The 16,143-nt window shown below is 63.4% G+C and carries 15 protein-coding genes; 13 read left to right on the top strand and 2 right to left on the bottom strand.

The genetic code is table 11. The features are described 5' to 3' along the window. Nucleotides 1-146: 146 nt before the first annotated feature. Genes HX881_RS14495 through HX881_RS14480 form a run of 4 tightly spaced genes read left to right on the top strand, consistent with a single transcriptional unit; the run spans nucleotide 147 to nucleotide 4,519 of the window. A complete protein-coding gene (locus HX881_RS14495; protein WP_017126390.1) occupies nucleotides 147-617 on the top strand; it encodes a (2Fe-2S)-binding protein in 471 nt (156 codons plus the stop codon). Continuing rightward, nucleotides 614-2,932, top strand: a complete 2,319-nt coding sequence (locus HX881_RS14490; RefSeq protein WP_177085148.1) for a xanthine dehydrogenase family protein molybdopterin-binding subunit — start codon at nucleotides 614-616, stop codon at nucleotides 2,930-2,932. Before HX881_RS14495 ends, HX881_RS14490 begins: the two co-directional genes overlap by 4 nt. Next, on the top strand, nucleotides 2,932-3,918 hold the full coding sequence (locus HX881_RS14485) for an XdhC family protein (RefSeq protein WP_177085146.1): 987 nt from the start codon (nucleotides 2,932-2,934) through the stop codon (nucleotides 3,916-3,918). Before HX881_RS14490 ends, HX881_RS14485 begins: the two co-directional genes overlap by 1 nt. After that, nucleotides 3,911-4,519, top strand: coding sequence for an NTP transferase domain-containing protein (locus tag HX881_RS14480; RefSeq protein WP_177085409.1), 609 nt, complete (start codon nucleotides 3,911-3,913; stop codon nucleotides 4,517-4,519). Before HX881_RS14485 ends, HX881_RS14480 begins: the two co-directional genes overlap by 8 nt. A gap of 92 nt (nucleotides 4,520-4,611) precedes the next feature. Here HX881_RS14480 and rne read toward each other — a convergent pair whose 3' ends face one another. Continuing rightward, a complete protein-coding gene (gene rne / locus HX881_RS14475; RefSeq protein WP_177085144.1) occupies nucleotides 4,612-7,956 on the bottom strand; it encodes a ribonuclease E in 3,345 nt (1,114 codons plus the stop codon). 710 nt (nucleotides 7,957-8,666) lie between these two features. On the opposite strand from rne, the gene rluC reads away from it, so the two are divergent. Genes rluC through HX881_RS14460 form a run of 3 tightly spaced genes read left to right on the top strand, consistent with a single transcriptional unit; the run spans nucleotide 8,667 to nucleotide 11,285 of the window. After that, a complete protein-coding gene (gene rluC, locus HX881_RS14470) occupies nucleotides 8,667-9,623 on the top strand; it encodes a 23S rRNA pseudouridine(955/2504/2580) synthase RluC (RefSeq protein WP_017126395.1) in 957 nt (318 codons plus the stop codon). Next, nucleotides 9,613-10,275: an HAD-IA family hydrolase gene (locus HX881_RS14465; RefSeq protein WP_177085142.1), complete on the top strand. Its 663-nt coding sequence runs from the start codon at nucleotides 9,613-9,615 to the stop codon at nucleotides 10,273-10,275. Before rluC ends, HX881_RS14465 begins: the two co-directional genes overlap by 11 nt. Before the next feature lie 20 nt (nucleotides 10,276-10,295). Beyond that, nucleotides 10,296-11,285, top strand: a complete 990-nt coding sequence (locus tag HX881_RS14460; protein WP_017126397.1) for a S49 family peptidase — start codon at nucleotides 10,296-10,298, stop codon at nucleotides 11,283-11,285. Between the two features lie 141 nt (nucleotides 11,286-11,426). Here HX881_RS14460 and HX881_RS14455 read toward each other — a convergent pair whose 3' ends face one another. Further along, complete coding sequence (locus HX881_RS14455; RefSeq protein WP_177085140.1) at nucleotides 11,427-12,005, bottom strand: Maf family protein; 579 nt, start codon at nucleotides 12,003-12,005, stop codon at nucleotides 11,427-11,429. 105 nt (nucleotides 12,006-12,110) lie between these two features. On the opposite strand from HX881_RS14455, the gene HX881_RS14450 reads away from it, so the two are divergent. From HX881_RS14450 to acpP, 6 genes are all read left to right on the top strand, one after another. After that, nucleotides 12,111-12,638, top strand: coding sequence for a YceD family protein (locus HX881_RS14450; RefSeq protein WP_083875327.1), 528 nt, complete (start codon nucleotides 12,111-12,113; stop codon nucleotides 12,636-12,638). A 13-nt stretch (nucleotides 12,639-12,651) separates the two neighbouring features. Beyond that, entirely contained in the window at nucleotides 12,652-12,834 is a 183-nt protein-coding gene (rpmF, locus tag HX881_RS14445) for a 50S ribosomal protein L32 (RefSeq protein WP_003179396.1), read from the top strand. A gap of 3 nt (nucleotides 12,835-12,837) precedes the next feature. After that, nucleotides 12,838-13,848 (top strand): phosphate acyltransferase PlsX, encoded by a 1,011-nt coding sequence (plsX, locus tag HX881_RS14440; protein ID WP_177085139.1) that lies wholly within the window; start codon nucleotides 12,838-12,840, stop codon nucleotides 13,846-13,848. 138 nt (nucleotides 13,849-13,986) lie between these two features. Beyond that, nucleotides 13,987-14,925: an ACP S-malonyltransferase gene (gene fabD, locus HX881_RS14435; RefSeq protein ID WP_042935394.1), complete on the top strand. Its 939-nt coding sequence runs from the start codon at nucleotides 13,987-13,989 to the stop codon at nucleotides 14,923-14,925. Between the two features lie 16 nt (nucleotides 14,926-14,941). Next, on the top strand, nucleotides 14,942-15,682 hold the full coding sequence (gene fabG / locus HX881_RS14430; protein ID WP_017126403.1) for a 3-oxoacyl-ACP reductase FabG: 741 nt from the start codon (nucleotides 14,942-14,944) through the stop codon (nucleotides 15,680-15,682). Between the two features lie 196 nt (nucleotides 15,683-15,878). After that, entirely contained in the window at nucleotides 15,879-16,115 is a 237-nt protein-coding gene (gene acpP / locus HX881_RS14425; protein WP_007987170.1) for an acyl carrier protein, read from the top strand. Nucleotides 16,116-16,143: the final 28 nt, after the last annotated feature.

The raw sequence follows: 16,143 nt of genomic DNA, 5'->3' as shown, positions 1-16,143 counted from the left end.
TAACGCTGTAAATAATGCTTTCAAGAACGGCCGATGAAGTACTCACTTCATGAAAGAGCCGATTAGCCTGAGTCGATCTGCTGCCGTCCGTGCGGCGCCTGCGCAGATGGCTCGACCCCCATGACCTGAATAATGCGGGCGTGCCCATGATTACCCTGAAACTCAATGGTCAAGACCATCCCCTGGACGCTACCGAGGACATGCCGCTGCTGTGGGCGATACGTGACGTGGCGGGTTATACCGGGACCAAGTTCGGCTGCGGCATGGGCCTGTGCGGTGCCTGCACCGTGCACATCGACGGCCTGCCGGCGCGTTCCTGCATCACTCCGCTCGGTGCGGTGGCGGGCAAGAGCGTGAACACCATCGACGGCTTGCACCGCGACCCGGTCGGCCAGGCGGTGCAGCAGGCCTGGCTGGACGGCGGGGTGGCGCAGTGCGGCTTCTGCCAGGGCGGGCAGATCATGTCCGCCACGGCACTGCTCAAGGTCAACCCCCAGCCCAGCGACGAGCAGATCGAAGAAGCGATGGTCGGCAATATCTGCCGCTGCGGTACCTACAACCGCATCAAGACGGCGATCCACAATGCCGCCGCGCACCTGCAGGAGGCCAAGGCATGAGCCAGTCCCTGAACGATTTCGCCCTGAGCAACCTCAGCCGGCGCGGCTTTCTCAAGGGGGTCGGGGTCACCGGTGCCCTGGTGCTGGCAGCGACCTGGGGCTTGCCCGAGGCCTTTGCCGAGGGTGAGAAGAAGTACGGCGCCGATGGCATGCCCAATGGCTGGATCGACGATCCCAAGGTCTATGTCAGCATCGACGCCGATGGCAGCGTGACAGTGACCTGCAACCGCTCCGAGATGGGCCAGGGCGTGCGAACCAGCCTGAGCATGGTGGTGGCCGATGAACTGGAGGCCGACTGGGCGCTGGTCAAGGTCCGCCAGGCGCCGGCGGACGAAGTGCGTTTCGGCAACCAGGATACCGATGGCTCGCGCAGCATGCGCCATTGGTACGAGCCGATGCGACGTTGCGGCGCGGCGGCGCGGACCATGCTCGAACAGGCGGCGGCGCAGCAGTGGAAAGTCCCGGTGGGCGAGTGCCAGGCCCGCTTGCACAAGGTTATCCACAGCCCGAGCGGGCGCGAACTCGGCTACGGTGCCCTGGCGGCAGCCGCCGGCGCGTTGGCGGTGCCGGCCCGGGACAGCCTGAGACTCAAGCAGCCGGCGGAATTTCGCTACATTGGCAAGGAGTCGACGCGGGCCATCGATGGGGCGGATATCGTCAATGGCCGGGCCCTGTACGGTGCCGACATTCATTTCGACGGCATGCTCTATGCCACCGTGGCGCGGCCGCCGGTGTATGGCGGCAAGCTCAAGTCCTTCGATTCGGCGGCCGCGCTCAAGGTCCCGGGTGTGCTCAAGGTGCTGGAGATCGAAGCGCGTCCGCTGCCTTCGGAATTCCAGCCGCTGGGCGGCGTGGCGGTGATCGCCAGCAATACCTGGGCGGCGATCAAGGGGCGCGAGGCGTTGAATATCGTCTGGGACAATGGCGATAACGTCAGCTACGACTCCATCGCCTATCGCCAGGAACTGGAGGACTCGTCACGCAAGCCGGGCAAGGTGGTGCGCAACACCGGCAATGTCGACGAAGCGCTGAAACGTGCCGCCAGTCATTTCGAGGCCGGCTACTACCTGCCCCACCTGTCGCAATCACCCATGGAGCCGATGGTCGCCATCGCCCGTTTCAACGATGGCCAGTGCGAAGCCTGGGCACCGACCCAGGCGCCGCAGGTCACCCGTGAGCGGATTGCCGAGCGGCTGGGCATCGGCTTCGACAAGGTCACCGTCAATGTCACCCTGCTCGGCGGCGGGTTCGGCCGCAAGTCCAAGCCGGACTACGTCATCGAGGCGGCGATCCTGGCCAAGGCGATGCCGGGCCAGGCGGTGCGGGTGCAATGGACCCGCGAAGACGACATCCACTATTCCTATTTCCATACCGTCTCGGCGGAGTATCTGCGCGCCAGCCTGAACAAGGACGGTACGCCTTCCGGCTGGCTGCACCGCACGGTGGCGCCGAGCATCACCGCGTTGTTCGCGCCCAACATGAACAACGAAGCGGCATTCGAGCTGGGCATGGGTTTCACCAACATGGCCTACGACATTCCCAATGTGCGCCTGGAAAACCCCGAGGCGAAGGTGCATACCCGCGTCGGCTGGTACCGTTCGGTGTCGAACATTCCCCATGGTTTCGCCATCCAGAGTTTTGTCGACGAACTCGCCCACAAGGCCGGGCAGGATCCGTTGGCCTATCAGCTCAAGTTGCTGGGGCCGGATCGCAAGATCGATCCGCATACCCTGAGCGACCAGTGGAACTACGGCGAATCCCCCGAGCGTTACCCGATCGACACCGCCCGCCTGCGCGGCGTGCTGGAAACCGCGGCCAAGGCGGCGGGGTGGGGACGCAAGCTGCCCAAGGGGCGCGGGCTGGGCCTGGCGGTGCACTACAGCTTTGTCACCTATGTGGCGGCGGCCATCGAGGTCGAGGTCAAGGACGATGGCACGCTGATCGTGCACAAGGCCGATATCGCCGTGGATTGCGGGCCGCAGATCAACCCCGAGCGGATCCGCTCGCAGTTCGAGGGCGCCTGTGTGATGGGCCTGGGCAATGCGGTACTGGGGGAAATCAGCTTCAAGGAAGGCAAGGTCCAGCAGGACAACTTCCATATGTATGAAGTGGCGCGCATGTCCCTGGCACCGAAAGAGGTGGCGGTACACCTGGTCACTCCGCCGGGAGAGGTGCCGCTCGGTGGTGTCGGCGAGCCGGGCGTGCCGCCGATCGCGCCGGCGCTGTGCAATGCGATCTTCGCCGCCACCGGCCAGCGGATCCGCAGCCTGCCCGTGCGTTACCAGCTGCAAGGCTGGAACAAGGCGAAGGCCTGATGGACAGCGTCGATCTGAATGTCCTGCGCAGCGTCCTGCAATGGCGCCGCGCCGGCCAGCGGGTGGTCTTGTACAGCGTGGTCCAGACCTGGGGCAGTGCGCCCCGGCAGCCGGGGGCGATGCTGGCCCTGCGCGGCGATGGCGTGGTGATCGGCTCGGTCTCGGGTGGCTGCATTGAGGACGACCTGATTGCCCGGCTGCACGATGGCCGCCTGACCGCGGACGGGCCGCCGGTGCAACTGGTGACCTACGGGCTGACCCGTGAGGAGGCGGCGCGTTTCGGCCTGCCGTGCGGTGGAACCCTGCGCCTGACCGAGGAGCGGATCGACGATCCCGACTGGGTCGCGCAACTGCTGCGGCGTTGCGAGGCTCACGAAATCGTTGCCCGGGAACTGGACCTGAGCAGCGGCGCGGTGACCCTGCACGAGGCGAGCAGGCACGACACCCTGGTCTTCGACGAGCAGACCCTGCGGGCCATCTACGGCCCCCGGTGGCGCCTGTTGTTGATCGGCGCCGGCCAGTTGTCGCGGTACGTGGCGGAAATGGCCCGGATGCTGGATTTCGAAGTACTGATCTGCGATCCGCGGGAGGAGTTCGTCCATGGCTGGGAGGAGCACCACGGGCGCTTTGTGCCGGGCATGCCGGATGAGGCCGTGCTGAATATCCAGACCGACGAACGCACCGCCATCGTTGCCCTGACGCACGACCCGCGGCTGGACGACATGGCATTGCTCACGGCCTTGAACTCCAGGGCCTTCTACATTGGTGCCCTGGGCTCGCGGGTCAACAGCCGCAAACGCCGGGACAATCTCGCGGCGCTGGGCTTGAGCGAGGAAGCCATCGCCCGCCTGCATGGGCCGATCGGCTTGCATATCGGCAGTCACACGCCTTCGGAGATCGCCTTGTCGTTGCTGGCGGAGATCGTCGCGATCAAGAACGGCGTGGAATTGCGGCAAAAGAAACCGGAGCTTGCGGTCAGTGAGTGACCGGGCGGCGGCGATTATCCTGGCGGCGGGGCAGGGCAGCCGTTTTCGGCAGGTCGCCGGGGCGGACCAGGACAAGTTGCTGGCGCCTTGTCGTGGGCGTGACGGGATCGTGCGCCCTGTGCTGGAACAGGTGCTGGGCAGCCTGCCTGGCGGTCTTGGCGAGCGGATCGTGGTCACCACGCCTGATCGTGCCGAAGTGATTCGCCTGGCGCGCGCCCATGTCTGTCGGGTGGTGTTGCTGGATTCCTCCGGGATGGGCGAGAGCATCGCCGCAGGAGTCGCCGCCACCTCCGGTGCCGGCGGTTGGCTGGTGGTGCTCGGCGATATGCCGTTTATCCTGCCGCAGACGTTCGTACGGGTACTGGAAGGCATGGCCAGCGACCTGATCCGGGTGCCGACGCTGTCCGGTCGATATGGCCATCCGGTGGGCTTCGGGAGCGGTTTCGGGGCTGCGTTGCGGGGATTGTCCGGGGATCGTGGGGCCAAGTCCCTGTTCGCGACGGCCAGGGTTCAATCAGTAGCGGTCGAGGACCCCGGGATCACCTGGGATGTCGATCTGCCCTCGGCCCTGGTGTTTCCCCTTTCCGACACGGACACCTGATCGTTTCCACGTCCTCGGCGCATCACGTTCCCGACGCATAAAAAAGCCCCGCCTGCATCGCTGCAGGCGGGGCTTCTCAATTACCGTCGGAGTCAGGCGAGGGGTTTAGGCTCGTGGGCTTCTTCCAGGGCTTTTGGCGTGTGCTCGATCACTTCTTCGACGGATTGCAGGTTCTCGTCGATGGTCGGCGCAGCCGGTTCGCTTTCAGCGTGTACAGCAGGCGCCGGAGCGGTCTCCTGGACAACCTCGGCAACCGGTTCGGCAGCCACCTGCGCTTCCACGGCAGGAGCCGCAGCTGCGGCAGCCAGTTCGGCAGCCTTGCGGGCTTCTTCTTCACGCTTGCGGCGACGCACTTCACGCGGGTCGTTCGGCGCGCGGCCATTGCTGGACACGACCACTGCCGGTGCTTCTTCCACCACTGGCGCGGCGACTTCGGCAACCACAGGCGCTTCGACCGGAGCCGGTTGAGCCACTACAGGCTCGGCGGCAACCGGTTCGGCAACCACAGGTTCGGCGACTGGCGCCGGAGCGGCTTCGACGACGGCTGGTTCAGCGGACCATTCGAAGGTCGCCTGGACCTCCTGGGCGGGCTCCGGAGCCTTCTCGACCGCGGCTTCAACGACTGCTGCTTCAATGATCGGTGCGGCGACCACAGGCGCTTCGACAACGGATGTTTCAGCAACCGGGGTTTCGACTGCTGGCTCAGGTGCCACGAACACTGGCAGTTCGGCAGCAACGGCGGGCTCAGCCGGCGCTTCGACCACCGGGGCGGCCTCGACAACCGGAGCCACTTCCACTTCCGGGGCGACAACCGCTTCTACCGGAGTCGTCGCTTCCACCACCGGTGCTTCGACGGCCGGGGCCTCTTCGATGGCGGCGGTAGCGCGTTCAGCCTGCTGGTGCGCTTCGGCTTCAGCCGGTGCGCTGATCACGCTGCTGGCGACAGCGGCGGTCACGGCCAGGCCGGCAGCCAGTTCGTCAGTGCTGGCTTCGCCCTGATTGCCTTCGCTGCCTTCTTCGGAGCCTTCGATCACATTGCCGTTGGCATCACGCTGACGCTCGCGACGGTTGCTGCGACGACGCTGGCCGCGGGAGCGACGACGTGGACGATCACCACCTTCGGCGTTGTCCTGGCCATCGTCCTGCAGTTGCTCTTCGCCCTGCAGCACTTCCTCTTCTTCACCGACCGCGGCGGCCTGTTCGGCGCGTGGCTGGCGTTCTTCGCGCGGTGCACGTGGCTGGCGCTCTTCACGTGGGGCACGGGCCGGACGCTCTTCAGCGACAACCGCGGCAGCGGCACCGGCGACAGCGCCGACTGCCGGAGTGGCATCCAGCGGTTCGCGCAGTTCACGCACGCGTTCTTCACGCTCGCCACGTGGCTTGCGATCTTCACGTGGAGCACGCGGTGCACGTTCTTCGCGTGGAGCGCGCGGTGCGCGTTCCTCACGGGCTACGGCCGGGGTTTCTTCACGGGCTTCGCGTGGTGCACGTTCTTCACGGGCTTCACGTGGGACACGCTCTTCGCGTGGTGCGCGTTCCTCGCGTGGTTCACGCGGTGCACGTTCTTCACGTGGCGCACGCTCTTCGCGCGGCTTGCGTTCCTCATCGCGGCGACCATTACGGTTGCGGCTCTGCTGACGACCGTTGCGACGCTCTTCGTTGCGGGCTGGGCGCTCGGCGGCCGGTTTCTCGACCACGACCGGCGCGACCGGCTCTTCCTTGGTGGCGAACAGGCTGACCAGGGACTTCACCAGGCCCTTGAATAGGCTTGGCTCGGCAACCGGAGCCGGGGCGGCAGCCACCGGGGCGACCACTTCGGTCGGCACCGGCGCGTTGGCGCGGGCCGGGGCGGTCTTGACCGCGGCTTCCTGGCGAACCAGGGTGCGGGTCGCGGCGGCCGGCTGGATTTCCTCGACTTCGGCGGCGGCGGCGGCGATTTCGTAGCTGGACTGGTTGGTGTGGGCTTCCGGGCTGTCGTCGCGCAGACGTTGCACTTCGAAGTGCGGCGTCTCGAGGTGATCGTTCGGCAGGATCACGATACGGGCACGGGTGCGCAGTTCGATCTTGGTGATCGAGTTGCGTTTTTCGTTGAGCAGGAACGCGGCAACCGGGATCGGCACCTGGGCGCGGACCTCGGCGGTGCGGTCCTTCAGGGCCTCTTCTTCGATCAGGCGCAGGATCGCCAGGGACAACGACTCGACGTCACGGATGATGCCGGTGCCGTTGCAGCGTGGGCAGACGATGCCGCTGCTTTCGCCCAGGGACGGACGCAGGCGCTGACGGGACATTTCCAGCAGGCCGAAGCGCGAGATGCGACCGACTTGCACGCGGGCACGGTCGGCTTCCAGGCATTCGCGGACTTTTTCTTCCACGGCGCGCTGGTTCTTGGCCGGGGTCATGTCGATGAAGTCGATCACGATCAGGCCGCCGATGTCGCGCAGGCGCAGCTGGCGGGCGATTTCTTCAGCGGCTTCCAGGTTGGTCTGCAGCGCGGTTTCTTCGATGTCGCTGCCTTTGGTGGCGCGTGCCGAGTTGATGTCGATGGACACCAGGGCTTCGGTCGGATCGATCACGATGGAGCCGCCGGAAGGCAGTTCGACGACGCGCTGGAAGGCGGTCTCGATCTGGCTTTCGATCTGGAAGCGGTTGAACAGCGGGACGCTGTCTTCGTACAGCTTGATCTTGCTGGCGTACTGCGGCATCACCTGGCGGATGAAGGTCAGGGCTTCGTCCTGGGCCTCGACGCTGTCGATCAGCACTTCGCCGATGTCCTGGCGCAGGTAGTCGCGGATGGCGCGGATGATCACGTTGCTTTCCTGGTAGATCAGGAAAGGTGCGGAACGATCCAGGGACGCTTCCTTGATTGCGGTCCAGAGTTGCAGCAGGTAGTCGAGGTCCCACTGCATTTCTTCGCTGCTGCGGCCCAGGCCGGCAGTGCGCACGATCAGGCCCATGTCGGCAGGTGCCACCAGGCCGTTCAGCGCTTCACGCAGTTCGTTGCGTTCTTCGCCTTCGATGCGACGGGAAATGCCGCCGGCACGCGGGTTGTTCGGCATCAGGACCAGGTAACGACCGGCCAGGCTGATGAAGGTGGTCAGGGCGGCGCCCTTGTTGCCACGTTCTTCTTTTTCGACCTGGACGATGACTTCCTGGCCTTCGCTCAGGACGTCCTTGATATTGACGCGGCCTTCAGGGGACTTCTTGAAGTATTCGCGGGAGATTTCTTTCAGCGGCAGGAAGCCGTGGCGCTCAGAGCCGAAATCGACAAAGGCAGCCTCGAGGCTTGGTTCGATGCGAGTAATCCGGCCTTTATAGATGTTGGCCTTCTTCTGCTCGCGTGCACCGGATTCGATATCCAGGTCGTAGAGGCGCTGGCCGTCTACCAGTGCAACACGCAACTCTTCGGGTTGAGTTGCGTTAATCAGCATTCTTTTCATGTAGTACCGTCGGTTTCCGGGCTGCCGGAAACGGCGTTCGGCACACACGACTTCTCACGGTCGGTGTCAGGTGCGTCAGGAGTGGTTGGCCACTCCAGTGTCTAGCGAGATTTCGACCTTCAGGCGAAGTCGCGACTGACGCTTCCTGCTTGCTGTGGTGGCATAAGCACCGCTTAAGCAAAACTGAGTCAGGAGGAGGAATCAACCGCGGGTGTGGACGATATGAAGCGTCTTGAACAAGCCTAATGCTACACAGTCCGACGGTTGTGCATCTCCACCCTACACGTATCCCTGATAATTCGGGTGCTGCCGCGCGCAGAATCCGCAGCGGGTTGGCATTTACCGTGAACGCCGAAAGGGGAGTTCACGCATCATGGCTAATCAGGCGTTGTTTCCGGCACTCTCGCTCGGGCTTGTCCTGCGACTGACTGCACTTTGTGAACTGGCCGTGAATATCGGCTCGGGATGACGAGTGGTTACTCAGTTTCCCGGCTCGCTTCAGGCCTCATGTCACCTGCGCTCGTTACAATCACGAACCTGCCATGTGTAGCGAAAGCCCCGTAGGACGGCCTCGCGTCCTGATGAATTGCGTTGGTCAGGGTCGGCTGTTTGCCGTTGTTCCTCTGTCCGGCCGCTTTTGGCGGCGTTCGCGACTATAGCAGCAATGATTAAGTGCTTCAATTCCATAAAAAATTGTTATCATTCGCGGCATGACGACGACTACCCCCCCGACCCCAGGCGTCCAACTGCTTGAGGTCTCGCCGGAATATGCCGGCCAACGCATCGATAATTTTCTTCTCGCCCGGCTCAAAGGCGTGCCCAAGACCTTGATCTACCGCATCTTGCGTAAAGGCGAAGTGCGAGTGAACAAGGGGCGGATCAAGCCCGAGTACAAGCTGCAGGCCGGAGATATCGTTCGAGTTCCTCCCGTGCGCGTTCCCGAGCGCGACGAGCCCGTGCCGCTGGCCCAGGGCCTGTTGCAGCGCCTGGAGGCCTCGATCGTGTTCGAGGACAAGGCGCTGATCGTGATCAACAAGCCGGCCGGCATTGCCGTGCATGGCGGCAGCGGCCTGAATTTCGGCGTGATCGAAGCCTTTCGCCAGTTGCGCCCGGACGCCAAGGAGCTGGAACTGGTGCACCGCCTGGACCGTGACACGTCCGGCCTGCTGATGATCGCCAAGAAACGCAGCATGCTGCGCCATCTGCACGAGCAATTGCGCGGCGATGGCGTGGACAAGCGTTACATGGCGCTGGTCCGTGGCCGCTGGGACACCGCCCTCAAGCAGGTGCGGGCGCCGTTGCTCAAGAGCAACCTGCGTTCCGGCGAGCGCATGGTCGAGGTCAACGAGGAAGGCAAGGAGGCCTTGACGGTGTTCAAGGTCCTGCGCCGCTTCGGCGACTTCGCCACGATGGTCGAAGCCAAGCCGGTGACCGGCCGGACCCACCAGATTCGCGTACACACCTTGCACGCCGGCCATTGCATCGCCGGTGACAGCAAGTACGGCGAGGAGGGTTTCACCAAGGAGATTCGCGACCTGGGTGGCAAGCGCCTGTTCCTGCACGCCTACATGCTGACCGTGCCGTTGCCCGATGGCGGCGAGCTGAAGTTGCAGGCGCCGGTGGATGAAATGTGGGCCAAGACGGTGGAGCGGTTGAGTGCGGTCTGATTACAAGCTGCTGATTTTCGATTGGGACGGCACCCTGGCCGATTCCATTGGTCGGATTGTCCAGGCGATGGGCGAGGCGGCCGAACGGGCCGGCTGGCCCAAGCGCGATGATCCGGCGGTCAAGGGGATTATCGGCCTGGGCTTGCCGGAAGCCATCCGTACCCTCTATCCGAGTATTTCCGACGAAGAGCTGGTCATTTTTCGCCAGCACTATGCCGACAGTTACATTGCCCTGGAGGCGGTGCCTTCGCCGTTGTTCCCGGGCGTGGTGGAGTCCATGGAGGCATTTCGCGCCGCGGGCTACCAGTTGGCCGTGGCGACCGGCAAGGCCCGTCGCGGGCTGGATCGGGTGCTGAAGGCCCATGGCTGGCTGGATTACTTCGATATCACCCGGGCCGCTGACGAAACCGCGAGCAAGCCGCATCCGTTGATGCTCGAAGAGATTCTTGCCCACTGTGGCGTGCCGGCGTCCCAGGCGCTGATGGTCGGCGATTCGGCGTTTGACCTGCAGATGGCGCGCAATGCTGGCATGGACAGCGTGGCGGTCGGCTACGGCGCCTTGTCGCTGGATGAGTTGCGAGTGTTCGAGCCGCGTTTGGCGATCGATGGTTTTCCTGAATTGCATGCCTGGCTGAATCGCCAGGCCCATTGAGTCTATTGGGGTGAGCACGCATGGCAGATGAGTGGAGCGCACCGCCCAAGGCGAGTGCCGCCGAGGGCGACGATAAAAGCTGGAAACTGCTGGAAAAAACGCTGCTGGCGGGCGTCCAGGAGCAGCGTCGGGCGCGGCGCTGGGGGATTTTCTTCAAGTTGCTGACCTTTGCCTACCTGCTGGTCGCGCTGCTGATGTTCTCGCCGCTGATGGACATGGAGAAGAGCGCCGGTCGCGGTGCCCACTACACCGCCCTGATCGAGGTGCGCGGGGTGATCGCGGACAAGGAGTCGGCCAGTGCCGACAATATCGTCAGCAGCCTGCGCGAGGCTTTCAAGGATCCCAAGGTCAAGGCGATCATCCTGCGTATCAACAGCCCGGGCGGCAGTCCGGTGCAGTCGGGTTATGTCTATGACGAAATCCGTCGCCTGCGTGGCCTGCACCCGGATACCAAGCTCTATGCGGTGATTTCCGATCTCGGTGCCTCGGGGGCGTACTACATCGCTAGCGCGGCTGACCAGATCTACGCGGACAAGGCCAGCCTGGTCGGTTCCATCGGTGTGACAGCGGCGGGCTATGGCTTTGTCGGCACCATGGAGAAGCTCGGCGTCGAGCGTCGTGCCTACTCTTCGGGTGAGCACAAGTCGTTCCTCGATCCGTTCCAGCCGCAGAAAGCCGATGAAACCCGGTTCTGGCAGGGTGTGCTGGATACCACCCACAACCAGTTCATCGACAGCGTCAAGAAAGGGCGTGGCGATCGTCTTAAGGACAAGGAGCATCCCGAGCTGTTCTCCGGTCTGGTCTGGTCTGGCGAGCAAGCCTTGCCCCTGGGGCTGATCGACGGCCTGGGCAGCGCCAGTTCCGTGGCCCGTGACGTGATCGGCGAGAAGGAGTTGGTGGACTTCACGGTCCAGGAGTCGCCTTTCGACCGCTTCTCGAAAAAGCTCGGTGCCAGCGTGGCCGAGCAGTTGGCCATGTGGATGGGCTTCCAGGGGCCGACCTTGCGCTGATGATTTGCGCGACATGAAAAAACCGGCCTGTGAGGGCCGGTTTTTTATTGGGCGTTTCGATCGTTCCCACGCTCCCCGTCCGCTTTCGATCGTTCCCACGCTCCGCGTGGGAATGCCGCCCTGGACGCTCCGCGTCCCGCCTCAGGGAATCTCGACCCCTTCGGCCAGCAACATATCCACCAGGCGGATCAATGGCAGGCCGACCAGGCTGGTGGCATCGGGCCCCTCGGTGCGCTGGAACAGGCTGACGCCCAGGCCCTCGGCCTTGAAGCTGCCGGCGCAGTCGTAGGGTTGTTCGGCCCGCAGGTAGCGTTCGATGCGTGCCGGGTCGAGCCGACGCATGTGTACGGTAAAGGGCACGCAGTCGACCTGGCAGTGGCCGCTCTGGCTGTTGAGCAGGGCCAGGCCGGTGAGGAAGGTCACGCGGGCGCCGCTGGCCGCCAGCAGTTGCTCGCGGGCTTTGTCGAAGGAGTGGGGTTTGCCGATGATGCGCCCGTCGAGCACGGCGACCTGGTCCGAGCCGATGATCAGGTGTCGTGGATGGCTGGCGGACAGGGCGCGGGCCTTTTCTTCGGCCAGGCGCCTGACCAGGGCCTCGGCGGATTCGCCGGGCTGGTGGCTCTCGTCGATATCGGGCGAGCTGCAGGTAAAAGGCAGGCGCAGGCGGTCGAGCAATTCCCGGCGGTAAACCGAGCTGGAGGCGAGTAACAACGGCAGCATGGGCTTCTCCTGAGGGTAGCCGGCGATTCTATCCAGAGGCGAAGCTGACGGACAGGGCTGAATTTCCTTTGACATGGGCGGGTGCATCCCTATAATGCTGCGCCTATGTTGAATGACCCGATTCCACCTCACGTTGACCCGCGCAAATTAGCTGACCGTGGCACCACCCTTCAAGGTGAACTGCTGCTGGCTGATTTGGAGAGACTCTGCGACCCGCTTTCCGACAACGTCGGTACGGTGCAGGCCAAATTCGTTTTTGAACGAGATGAACGTAAGTCTGTGGTTATCCACAGCTTTATCGACACCGAAGTCAAGATGGTTTGCCAGCGTTGTCTTGAGCTGGTCACCCTGCCGATTCACAGCGAATGCAGTTATGCTGTGGTGAAGGAGGGTGCGAATACCCAGTCGTTGCCGAAAGGTTATGACGTGCTGGAACTGGGCGAAGATCCTTTGGATCTGCAGGCGTTGATCGAGGAAGAGCTTCTGCTCGCCTTGCCCATTGTGCCTGCTCATCATCCGGAAGAATGCCAGCAGCCGGACGGGCTCGAAGAGCCTGAGCCGAGCGAGGACGAGGTAACGCGGTCCAACCCGTTCAGTGTATTGGCGCAGTTAAAGCGTGACCCAAACGTTTAGGAGTTAATCAATTATGGCTGTTCAGCAGAACAAAAAATCCCGCTCCGCCCGTGACATGCGTCGTTCCCACGATGCTCTCGAGGCTAGCACCCTGTCCGTGGAAAAGACCACCGGTGAAGTTCACCTGCGTCACCACGTATCGCCAGAAGGCGTATACCGTGGCCGTAAAGTGATCGACAAGGGCGCTGACGAGTAAATCTTGTCCGCTCAGATCATCGCGATCGACGCAATGGGCGGGGACTTCGGTCCCCGCAGCATTGTCCAGGCCAGTATTGCCTGCCTGTCCGCTACACCCTCGCTGCACCTGACCCTTGTCGGTCAACCCTCCCTCCTTGATGAATTGATTGCTGGCTATCCGGCTGTTGATCGCGCGCGCCTGACGATTGTCCCGGCGGCCGAGGTCATCACCATGGATGAGCGGCCGTCCCAGGCCTTGCGTGGCAAGCCGGACTCGTCGATGCGGGTGGCGCTGCAGTTGCTGCGTGACGACAAGGTCCAGGCGGTGGTCAGTGCCGGCAATACCGGTGCGCTGATGGCCCTGTCGCGTCATGTGCTCAAGACCTTGCCGGGCATCGATCGGCCGGCGATGGTGGCGGCGATCCCGACCCGGCGTGGTTATTGCCAGTTGCTCGACCTCGGGGCGAACGTCGACTGCAGTGCCGAGCACCTGTTCCAGTTCGCCGTGATGGGTTCGGTGGCCGCCGAGGCCCTCGGTGTCGTGCGGCCGAGGGTGGCCTTGCTGAATGTCGGCACCGAAGACATCAAGGGCAACCAGCAGGTCAAGCTGGCGGCCGGCCTGCTGCAGGAGGCCCGCGGGCTGAACTATATCGGTTTCGTCGAGGGTGACGGACTGTACCGCGGCGAGGCCGATGTGGTGGTTTGCGACGGCTTCGTCGGCAATATCCTGCTCAAGTCCAGCGAAGGCCTGGCGACCATGATCGCGGCACGGATCGAGGCGTTGTTCCGTCGCAACCTGGCTTCGCGGGTGGTCGGTGTCCTGGCCTTGCCGTTGCTCAAGCGCCTGCAGGCCGACCTGGCACCGGCGCGTCACAATGGCGCGAGTTTCCTCGGCTTGCAGGGCATTGTCGTCAAGAGTCACGGCTCGGCGGGTGTGCAGGGCTTGCAGAGCGCCATCCAGCGGGCCCTGATCGAGATTCAGGAAAACCTCCCTGAACGCCTGCATGGGCGCCTGGAGGATCTGTTGCTTTAGGCGTTTTGCCCGGCAAATGCTTAAATGTGACCGCTCGGTTCAACGAGCCATCCAACTGAGGCATTCAATCAAGAATTTCTGGCGTTCCCATGGTGGGACCTCAACTCTCCGACGACAAGATCATTAGGGGCTCGTTTCATGTCTACCTCCCTCGCATTCGTCTTTCCAGGACAGGGCTCGCAGTCCCTCGGCATGCTGGCCGAGCTGGGCGCGCAGTACCCGCTGATCCTGGAAACCTTCGCCGAGGCCTCCGAGGCCCTGGGCTATGACCTCTGGGCACTGACCCAGCAGGGGCCGGAAGAGCAGCTCAATCAGACCGACAAGACCCAGCCGGCGATCCTCACCGCTTCGGTGGCCCTGTGGCGCCTGTGGCTGGCCGAAGGCGGCAAGCGCCCGGCCTATGTCGCCGGCCACAGTCTGGGTGAATACAGCGCACTGGTTGCCGCCGGCAGCCTGAGCCTGGCCGACGCCGTTCGTCTGGTCGAGCGCCGCGGTCAGCTCATGCAGGAAGCGGTGCCGGCCGGGCAGGGCGCCATGGCGGCGATCCTCGGCCTGGAAGATGCCGACGTGGTTGCCGCCTGTGCCGACTCCGCCCAGGGCGAAGTGGTCAGCGCGGTAAACTTCAACTCGCCGGGCCAGGTGGTGATCGCCGGGGCCAAGGCCGCTGTCGAACGCGCCATGGAAGCCTGCAAGGCCAAGGGCGCCAAGCGCGCGCTGCCGCTGCCGGTCAGCGTGCCGTCGCATTGCGAGCTGATGCGTCCGGCGGCCGAGCGCTTCGCCGAATCGGTGGCCGCCATCGACTGGCAGGCACCGCAGATCCCGTTGGTGCAGAATGTCAGCGCCGGCGTCGCCGCCGATCTCGCCACCCTCAAGCGCGACCTGCTGGAACAGCTCTACAAGCCGGTCCGCTGGGTCGAGTCCGTGCAGTACCTGGCGGCCCAGGGCGCGACCGAACTGGTCGAGTGCGGCCCGGGCAAGGTCCTCGCCGGCCTGAACAAGCGTTGCGCCGACGGCGTGAACACCTCCAACCTGAATACCCCGGATGCCTTCGCCGCCACGCGCGCGGCGCAGGCCTGAATTAGGAGAAGCCTGCATGAGTCTGCAAGGTAAAGTTGCACTGGTCACCGGCGCCAGCCGTGGTATCGGCCAAGCCATCGCCCTCGAGCTGGGTCGCCTGGGGGCTGTGGTCGTCGGTACCGCGACATCCGCCTCGGGTGCCGAGCGCATTGCCGCGACCCTCAAGGAAAATGGTATTCAAGGCACCGGCCTGGAACTCAATGTCACCAGCGACGAGTCCGTGGCCGCGGTCCTGGCCAGCATTACCGAGCAGTTCGGTGCGCCGGCGATCCTGGTCAATAATGCCGGTATCACCCGCGATAACCTGATGATGCGCATGAAAGACGATGAGTGGTACGACGTGGTCGATACCAACCTCAACAGTCTGTTCCGCCTGTCCAAGGGCGTCCTGCGCGGCATGACCAAGGCGCGCTGGGGCCGAATTATCAATATTGGCTCGGTTGTGGGTGCCATGGGCAACGCAGGCCAAGTAAACTACGCGGCAGCCAAGGCCGGCCTCGAAGGTTTCAGTCGCGCGCTCGCGCGTGAAGTCGGCTCGCGGTCGATTACGGTAAACTCGGTTGCTCCAGGCTTCATCGACACCGATATGACCCGCGAACTGCCTGAGGCACAGCGTGAAGCCCTGCTGACGCAGATTCCGCTGGGCCGTCTGGGCCAGGCCCAGGAGATCGCGCAAGTGGTCGCTTTTCTGGCTTCGGACGGTGCGGCTTACGTTACTGGGGCTACAATCCCGGTGAACGGCGGGATGTACATGTAATTCAAATGTGACGGATTGCTTCAAAAAAATGTCATACCAGCTGTCTAAAATCCGTTATAAAGCTGCAACTTATTGATGGGCAGAGGGCAAAGGGGGACGAAGGCTGAAGCTTTCGGTTGAAAAGCTGAAAAGCCTTTCTATACACTTACCCACCGGCCAGCTGCCTGAATTTTTCCATTAGGAGTGAAAACAAGGTATGAGCACCATCGAAGAACGCGTCAAGAAAATCGTTGCCGAGCAACTGGGCGTCAAGGAAGAAGAAGTGGTCAACACTGCTTCCTTCGTTGAAGACCTGGGTGCCGACTCCCTTGACACCGTTGAGCTGGTGATGGCTCTGGAAGAGGAATTCGAGACCGAAATCCCTGACGAAGAAGCTGAAAAAATCACCACCGTACAAGCTGCTATCGATTACGTTACTGCCCACCAGGCGTAATAGTTTGTAATCGTTGCCCGCTGTCATG

The sequence above is a fragment of the Pseudomonas gingeri genome (assembly GCF_013386115.1).
In the GTDB taxonomy this organism is placed as follows: domain Bacteria; phylum Pseudomonadota; class Gammaproteobacteria; order Pseudomonadales; family Pseudomonadaceae; genus Aquipseudomonas; species Aquipseudomonas gingeri.
Note: the sequence above shows the minus strand (reverse complement) of the source record. Positions and strands in the feature narration are given on the sequence as shown.